Origin of the sequence: Blastococcus atacamensis (genome assembly GCF_002938425.1) — a bacterium.
GTDB lineage: Bacteria > Actinomycetota > Actinomycetes > Mycobacteriales > Geodermatophilaceae > Blastococcus > Blastococcus atacamensis.
This window is the reverse complement of record NZ_POQU01000125.1, coordinates 1-6,624: the sequence shown is the minus strand read 5'-3', so window position 1 is coordinate 6,624 and position 6,624 is coordinate 1. Positions and strand designations below refer to the sequence as shown.

Annotated in this window: 9 protein-coding genes; all 9 read right to left on the bottom strand. The window is 69.4% G+C overall.

What is annotated here, in order from left to right:
- A partial coding sequence (fliF, locus tag C5508_RS18535) for a flagellar basal-body MS-ring/collar protein FliF (RefSeq protein WP_104526391.1) occupies positions 1-1,711 on the bottom strand: 1,711 nt, incomplete at its 3' end.
- Positions 1,711-2,028, bottom strand: coding sequence for a flagellar hook-basal body complex protein FliE (gene fliE / locus C5508_RS18530; RefSeq protein WP_104526390.1), 318 nt, complete (start codon positions 2,026-2,028; stop codon positions 1,711-1,713). The genes fliE and fliF, both read right to left, overlap by 1 nt.
- Positions 2,028-2,432 carry a flagellar basal body rod protein FlgC gene (flgC, locus tag C5508_RS18525; protein ID WP_104526389.1) on the bottom strand — a complete coding sequence of 135 codons (405 nt, stop codon included), beginning with the start codon at positions 2,430-2,432 and terminating at the stop codon, positions 2,028-2,030. The genes fliE and flgC overlap by 1 nt, the downstream gene beginning before the upstream one ends.
- A gap of 1 nt (position 2,433) precedes the next feature.
- Positions 2,434-2,781, bottom strand: a complete 348-nt coding sequence (locus tag C5508_RS18520) for a flagellar basal body rod protein FlgB (protein WP_104526388.1) — start codon at positions 2,779-2,781, stop codon at positions 2,434-2,436.
- 373 nt (positions 2,782-3,154) lie between these two features.
- Positions 3,155-3,517 (bottom strand): hypothetical protein, encoded by a 363-nt coding sequence (locus tag C5508_RS18515; protein WP_232797288.1) that lies wholly within the window; start codon positions 3,515-3,517, stop codon positions 3,155-3,157.
- Positions 3,514-3,900 carry a flagellar export chaperone FliS gene (gene fliS / locus C5508_RS18510; RefSeq protein WP_104526387.1) on the bottom strand — a complete coding sequence of 129 codons (387 nt, stop codon included), beginning with the start codon at positions 3,898-3,900 and terminating at the stop codon, positions 3,514-3,516. The genes C5508_RS18515 and fliS overlap by 4 nt, the downstream gene beginning before the upstream one ends.
- Positions 3,901-3,950: 50 nt before the next feature.
- Positions 3,951-5,276, bottom strand: a complete 1,326-nt coding sequence (fliD, locus tag C5508_RS18505) for a flagellar filament capping protein FliD (protein WP_104526386.1) — start codon at positions 5,274-5,276, stop codon at positions 3,951-3,953.
- Between the two features lie 101 nt (positions 5,277-5,377).
- The gene (locus tag C5508_RS18500; protein ID WP_104526385.1) at positions 5,378-6,160 is read right to left on the bottom strand and encodes a flagellin N-terminal helical domain-containing protein; all 783 of its coding nucleotides are present in this window, start codon (positions 6,158-6,160) and stop codon (positions 5,378-5,380) included.
- Positions 6,161-6,316: 156 nt separating this feature from the next.
- Positions 6,317-6,472 (bottom strand): hypothetical protein, encoded by a 156-nt coding sequence (locus tag C5508_RS19700; protein ID WP_157944150.1) that lies wholly within the window; start codon positions 6,470-6,472, stop codon positions 6,317-6,319.
- Positions 6,473-6,624: the final 152 nt, after the last annotated feature.

The window sequence follows — 6,624 nt, the reverse complement described above, 5'->3', positions numbered from 1 at the left end:
AATTTATATACAATCCCTCACCTGCACTGCACGTAACCATATTGTTCTTTGTGTTGAAAAAGACTGCGACCACCGCAATATCCACATCCCTCTTAGTCGGCACCGGCAGTTGTGTATACGAGACAGACTTGCTCTCGGTCAGCCAGCCGCGCAGCATTGCCGCGACCTCGTCCGGACGTTCGCTGACCATCGTGGAGATTTCCCCCCGCACCTTGGCGCGCTCAAGGGCCTCGTGCTCCAGGTGGGCGTCGGTGAGTTCGACCTGCTGCCGGGTGCTGGCCACCCGCAGGCGGTCCAGTTCGGCGAGCATGTCGTCGTCGAGCTCGAGCGGCTCGTAGTCCTCCTCGACCTCCTGCCGGCGCCGCGAGCGGAGCCAGACGATGAGGACGACGAGGGCGATTCCGGCCGCGATGCCGCCGGTGCGGATCATCGACCACATCTGCTCGCTGGCCTCGGCCTCACGCGCGGCCTCCATCGCCGCGGCGGCGTTCTGGGCGGCGGTGTCGTCGAACGGCATGGCGGCGACCGTGATGTCGTCACCGCGGGCCGGGTCCAGGCCGACGGCGGTGGTCATCAGGTTGGTCATCTGCTGCTGGTTGAGGTTGCCGGCGACGGCGTCGTTCATGACGACGGAGACGGTCAGCCGGTTGAGGTCCCCGGGGGCGCCCTCGATGACCTCGACGGTCTCTCCGACGGCGTTGTTGGCCGTCGTGGACTCCTTCTCGTAGGTCGACTCTCCCCCGGCGTTCTCCGCCGCGTCGGGCATGTTCTCGGGGCCGAGGATGCCGCCGACCGGGGTGCCCGCGCCTTCGTACTTCTCGACCAACGTCTGCTCCGAGAGGGGAGGGACGCCCTCTTCGAAGTCGTAGGTCTTGGTGGTGGTGTTGCGCTTGTTCAGGTCGACGTCGGCTCGGACGGACACCACGGCGTTCCCTGGGCCGACCACCTGGTCGAGGATTTTCTGCGCGTTGGCGGCGAGCCGGTTCTCGTACTCCTGCTCCACCTGGGAGCGGGCGTCGCCCGCGGCGGCGGTGATGCCGGCGCCGGGGGAGGAGAGAACCTGGCCGGTCGAGTCGGCGACGGTGACCTGCTCGGGGGTCATGTCCTGGATGGAGGAGGAGACCAGGTTGGTGACCGCCTGGATCTGCTCACCGCTGAGCTGGGTGCCCGGCGCGAGGTCGAGGAGCACCGAGGCGGTGGGCTGGGCCTTGTCGCGGACGAAGACCTCTTCCTCCGGCAGCGCCACCTTCACGATCGCGGAGTTCACGCCGGCGAGGGCCTCCAGGGTCTTGGAGAGCTCCCCCTCCAGCGCGCGCTGGTACGTGACCTGCTGCTGGAACTCGCTCGTGGTGATCCCCTGCTCGTCGAGCAGCGCGTACCCGGTGTCCTGGCCGGCCGGCAGGCCCTTGCCGCTCATGGCCAGGCGCAGGTCGTAGACCGAGTCCTTGGCGACCATGATCGTGCCGCCGCCGTCGGCGAGCTCGTAGGCCACGCCCTGGGCGTTGAGCTCCTCGACGATGGCCGAGGCGTCGCTGGCGGCGAGGTTCGAGAACAGCGGGGCCTGGGTGGGGGCGGTGATCCAGCTGTAGAAGAAGAACCCGCCGAGCGTCAGCCCGACGAGCAGGAGGCCGATGACGACCTTCTGCCCCAGGCTGACGGTGGCGAACGTGGAGCGGGCACGCTCCAGCGTCCCGGCGAGTGCCGACTTCATCAGATCTGCATCCTCATGATCTCGTTGAAGGCCGCCACGGCCTGGTTCTTGATGGTCACGACCATCTCGGTCGCCACGCCGGACTCAGCGCTGGCGATCATGTAGTCGTGGACGTCCTTCAGGTCGCCGGTGGCGGCCTGGACGGCGAGGTCGCTCGTGACCGCCTGGGTGGCCTGCAGCTTGTCGAAGGAGGCGGCGAGGACCGCGGCGAAGCCGCCGTCGGCGCCCTCGGCCGCGGGCGTGCCCCGGGTGCTGCCGGCGACGCCGGTGACGGCGCCGACGCCCACGGGCGCGATGCCGCCGATCGGGAGGGTCATCAGCGCTTCCCGAGCTGCAGGGCCGCCTGGTAGGCGGTGGTGGCCCGCTCGACGACGGCGAGATTGGCCTGGTAGCCGCGCTGCGCCATCATCATGTGGGTCATCTGGTCACCGAGGTCGATGTCGGGGTACTTGACGTAGCCCTCGGCGTCGGCCAGCGGGTGGTCCGGCTCGTAGACCAGCCGGCCCTCCGGGTCGCCGAACTCGGCGCGCGCGACGCGGACGCCGCCCTCGCCGGTCCCGTAGTCGACCGCCTGGGCCACGACGAGACGCTCCTGGAAGGCGTCCTCGTTCGTCCGCCTGACGGTGTTGATGTTCGCGATGTTGTCGGCCGCGGCGTCGAGCCACTTCCGGTGCGTCATCAGGCCCGACTGCGAGATGCTCAGTGCCTGGAACATGCTCATGTCAGCTCGTCCTCATTGCCGTGCGCATCGAGTTGTACTTCCCGTCGAGCGCGTTGAGTGCCAACTGGTAGCGGAGGCCGGTCTCGGTCGCGATGACGGTCTCCGCGTCCAGGTTGACGTTGTTGCCGTTGGTGTTGGTCGGCTCGAGCGATCGGAGCGTCGTGCCGCCCGACACGGTCGGGAGCCGACCGCTGCCGACGGCCCCGCGCAACGACGTCTCGAAGTCCGTCCGCCCGGCGAGGAAGCCCGGGGTGTTGACGTTCGCGATGTTGTCGGCGGTCACCCGCTGTCGCTGTGCGAGGCCGGCCAGAGCCGCCTTCAGCACCGTCGACGTGGCGTCGGCGATCATCGAGCGGCGGACCGGCAGAAGAAGCAGGACACGATCGACCTCCGGGTAGGCGGAAGAGCACTCGCGAGCGAGTGCGGGGTCGCCGATCCGTGGCGAAGGTGTTGCTCTCCGTGCAGGTGCTACATCGGCACGGCCGGGAGGCGGCCTGACCGGACCCCCGTACGGAAGGGGTGCCAGTGATGAGCCGGGGCAGCGGTGACGGCTGTGACTACCGGGACCGGTCTCCGGCGGCACGACCCGTCCCACTCCGGGCGGCGCGTGGTGCCGGCGACGCCGATCCGGCGGTGGACGACCGGGTCGGCAGGACGCAGCGAGCCCCCGTGCCGGAGGGCACGGGGGCTCGGAAGGGGACCGGTCTGCGCCGGCCGCGAGGTCAGAGGGTCTGGTCGACGAACGACGCGACGGGCCGGCTGGGGGCGTAGGACATGCGGGCGGCGAGATCCCGCTGGCGACGCGACTGGATGATCCGCTCGACGAGCTCCTCGGCGACGGCCAGCTGGTGCTGCAGCAGCCGGGCCGCCCGCTCGCGCAGGTCCTCGGGCAGCGGACCTAGGCCCGACGGAGGGACCCAGTCGTCGGCGCGTCGTCCCCATGCGGCCGCCTCGTCGAGGCGACCTTCGGCGAGGCCGCGCTCGACGGCGACGACCTCGCCCTCGAGGCTGCCGAGCACCGTGGCCCAGTCCACCGGGGGCGGCGATCCCTCGCCGTTCCGGGGCACCGGGCGGGGGTCGGTCACAACGGCGAGTCGGCCAGGGAGGCGGCGGCCTGCCGCCACGCGTCGCGGAGCGGCTCCACGATCTGCCTGCAGGAGGCTACCCGGTTGCGGTCGGCCTTGATGTTGGCCTGGACCAGCTCGGTGATCAGCCAGGTGTAGAGGGACGCCAGCCGGGGCCCGCCCTCCCACAGGTCCACGCGCAGGCTCGAGTGCAGCTCGAAGACGATGTCCTGGGCGTGCGTCAGCTGCTCGGAGGCGGCCGTGCGGTCGCCGGCGACGAGCGCCGTCTCGGCCCGCTCGAGGTCGAGCGCGAGCCGGTCGTACAGCATGACGAGCAGCTGCTGGGGGGAGGCGGTGGCGACGGTGTCGCCCATGTAGCGGGCGCGCAGGGCGGCGGCACTCATCGGGGAACTCCTGGTTCAGGGACGGAACAGGGGGTGGAGCCGGGGCGAGGTCAGTCCTTCGACGGCGGGGCGAGCTGGGAGAGCTGGGCGGACAGCCACGACGACTTGTTCTGCAGCGTTCCCAGTGCCGACTCCATCGCGGTGAACTGGGCGGTCAGGTTGGCCCGCCGCAGCTCCAGCCGGCGGTCCCAGTCCTCGATCCGGATCTCCAGGTCCTTGGCCAGGTTGTCCTGGCTCTTGGCCCGGAGGGAGAGGGCGCCGGTCGTGGAGTTCGTGGCGTCCTTGGCCAGCGTCAGCAGTCGCTGGGCGACGCCGGGGACGGCGGTGGTGCCGCTGCCGGTGCCGTTGACCAGGCGCTGTGCCACCTCGGGGGTGGACTTCAGGGTCGCGAGGAAGGTCTCGGACGTGAAGGTGATGGCGCCGTAGCGGTCCAGCTGGAGGCCGGCCTTTGCCGCGGATTCCTCGCCGATGGCGTCGGAGACCGCCTGGAGCACCTTGCCGCTGAGCGAGCGCAGCGTGTTGTCGCCCTTGAGGACCGCGGCGCTGCCACCGTTGGAGTCCGTGTAGGTCTTGATGCTGCTCAGCACGTCGTTGGCGGCCTTGACCAGCGTCTCCACCGCGGTCGCGACGGCCTCGGGGTTGCTGGTGACCGAGACTGTGACCGGCCCGGCCTTCTCGCTGACGGTGAACGTCGTACCGGCGAGGACATCGGTGAACGTGTTGGTCGGCGAGGTCGCCTCGTAGCCGACCGTGCTGGTGCCCACGGAGAGCTTTGCGTCGGCGCCCTTGGACATGACCTGGAAGCCGGTGCCGAGGTCGAAGTCGGAGGCTGCGCCGGTCGCTGCGGAGCCCACCTGGAGCCGGTAGCCGGTGGTGGTCTTCACGGCGGTGGCGGTGAGACCGGTGGCTTGCGTGTTGATCGCCGAGACGACGTCGGCGAGCGTCGCGCCGTCGTCGAGGCTGATCGCCTTCGTCGTGCCGTCGAGGTTGTCGACGACAAGGGGGAGGGTGAGGTCGTAGGTGTCGGTCGTGGCACCCCAGCTCTTGTCGCTGAGGACGGAGTGGCTGCTGGCCAGCGACTGGACGGTGAAGGTGACCGAGCCGGCGGTCGCGCCGGGTGACGCCGTCGCGGCCACGCCGGCCGAGGAGCTGGTGGCGGTCGCCGCCGCCCAGGTGGCGGTCTTGGTGAGCGCCTCGGCCGCGGTGCGCAGCGCGTCGAACTTGGTGTTGACGGCGCGGTAGGCCTTGGCGTCGGCCTGGGTGTCGAGGAGCTTGTTCCGGAGGAGCTTCTGCGGATTCGCCTCGACCTGTATGAGCTGATCGATGAGGGAGGCGGTGTCCATGCCGGAGACGAGCCCGACGTTCATGCCGGCCATGGCGCTTCCTCCGGGGTCTCGTGGAGAGGGACGGTGAGCAGTGAGGGGGGAGGCCGAGGGCCTCCCCCCTCACCGGGTGGTGCTCAGGTGGTGCGGATGGATCAGCCCAGCAGCTTGAGGATGCCCTGCGAGGACTGGTTGGCCTGGGCCAGCATGGAGGTGCCGGCCTGGGCCAGGATCTGCGTCCGCGAGAAGTTGGTCATCTCGCTGGCCATGTCGGTGTCACGGATCCGGGACTCCGACGCGGACAGGTTCTCCACCGAGGCGTTCAGGTTGTTGATGGTGTGCTCGAACCGGTTCTGGACGGCACCCAGGTTGGCGCGAGCGGTGGAGACGCTGGTGATGGCGGTCTGCACCGTGGTGCTGTCGGTGATGGCGGCCGCCGAGACGTCGACCTTGGCCAGGTTGACGTCGATCTTGTCGGTCGGCTTGTAGCCCACCTGGAAGGTGGCGGTGGCCGCCGCAGCCGGGAACAGGGCGACACCGTTGAACGTGGTGTTGTCCTGGATCCGGCCGATCTCGGTGGTCAGCGCGTCGAACTCGCTCTGCAGGGCCGCCTGGGAGGTGGCGTTCTGCGTCCCGTTGTTGTACTGCACCGACAGGTCGTTCATGCGCTGCAGCATCGAGTGCACCTCGGTGAGGGCACCTTCCGCCGTCTGCACGACCGAGATGCCGTCCTGCGCGTTGCGGGCGGCGACCTTGAGGCCACCGATCTGCGACCGCAGACCCTCGGAGATTGCCAGGCCGGCCGCGTCGTCGGCGGCGCGGTTGATGCGGAAACCGCTGGAGAGCTTCTCCAGCGACTTGTTCATCTGGCCGTCCGTGACCGAGAGGTTGCGGTACGCGTTCATGGCCGCGATGTTGGTGTTGACGCTGAGACCCATGGTGTTCCTCCTTGGACGGGGTCTTACTGGGGTTCCCGCTGCATCCGTGCTGCGGGCCGTACACAGTTGTCTTCGGTCGGAACGGCCGTGGACTTGAGGCGAACACCCACGGTTTTTTCGTCGGATCCACCTCCGGGCGGTGATGCGGGGGCCGGGTCAGGCGTACCTGCGGCGGGCCAGTGCCCGGTTGTCCAGGGCCTTCTGCCAGGCGCCCACCCGGACCTCGGCGGTGTGCTCGGTGAGGTGCCCGGCGAGGACGGCGTCGCGGTTGCGCACCGCCTGCTCCCGCCGGCGGTCGGCGTCGGAGGCCATCGTGGTGATCCGCTCGGCCCAGTCCTTCGCCGATTGCGCGCGTCAGCCGAGCCCGAGCCGCTCATACACCTCTGACGCTGCCGGAGACGAGTGCAGGGTACGACAATGTGGGCGGCGTGTCATGCAATAACCAAGAGCTCACGTGCTCATCA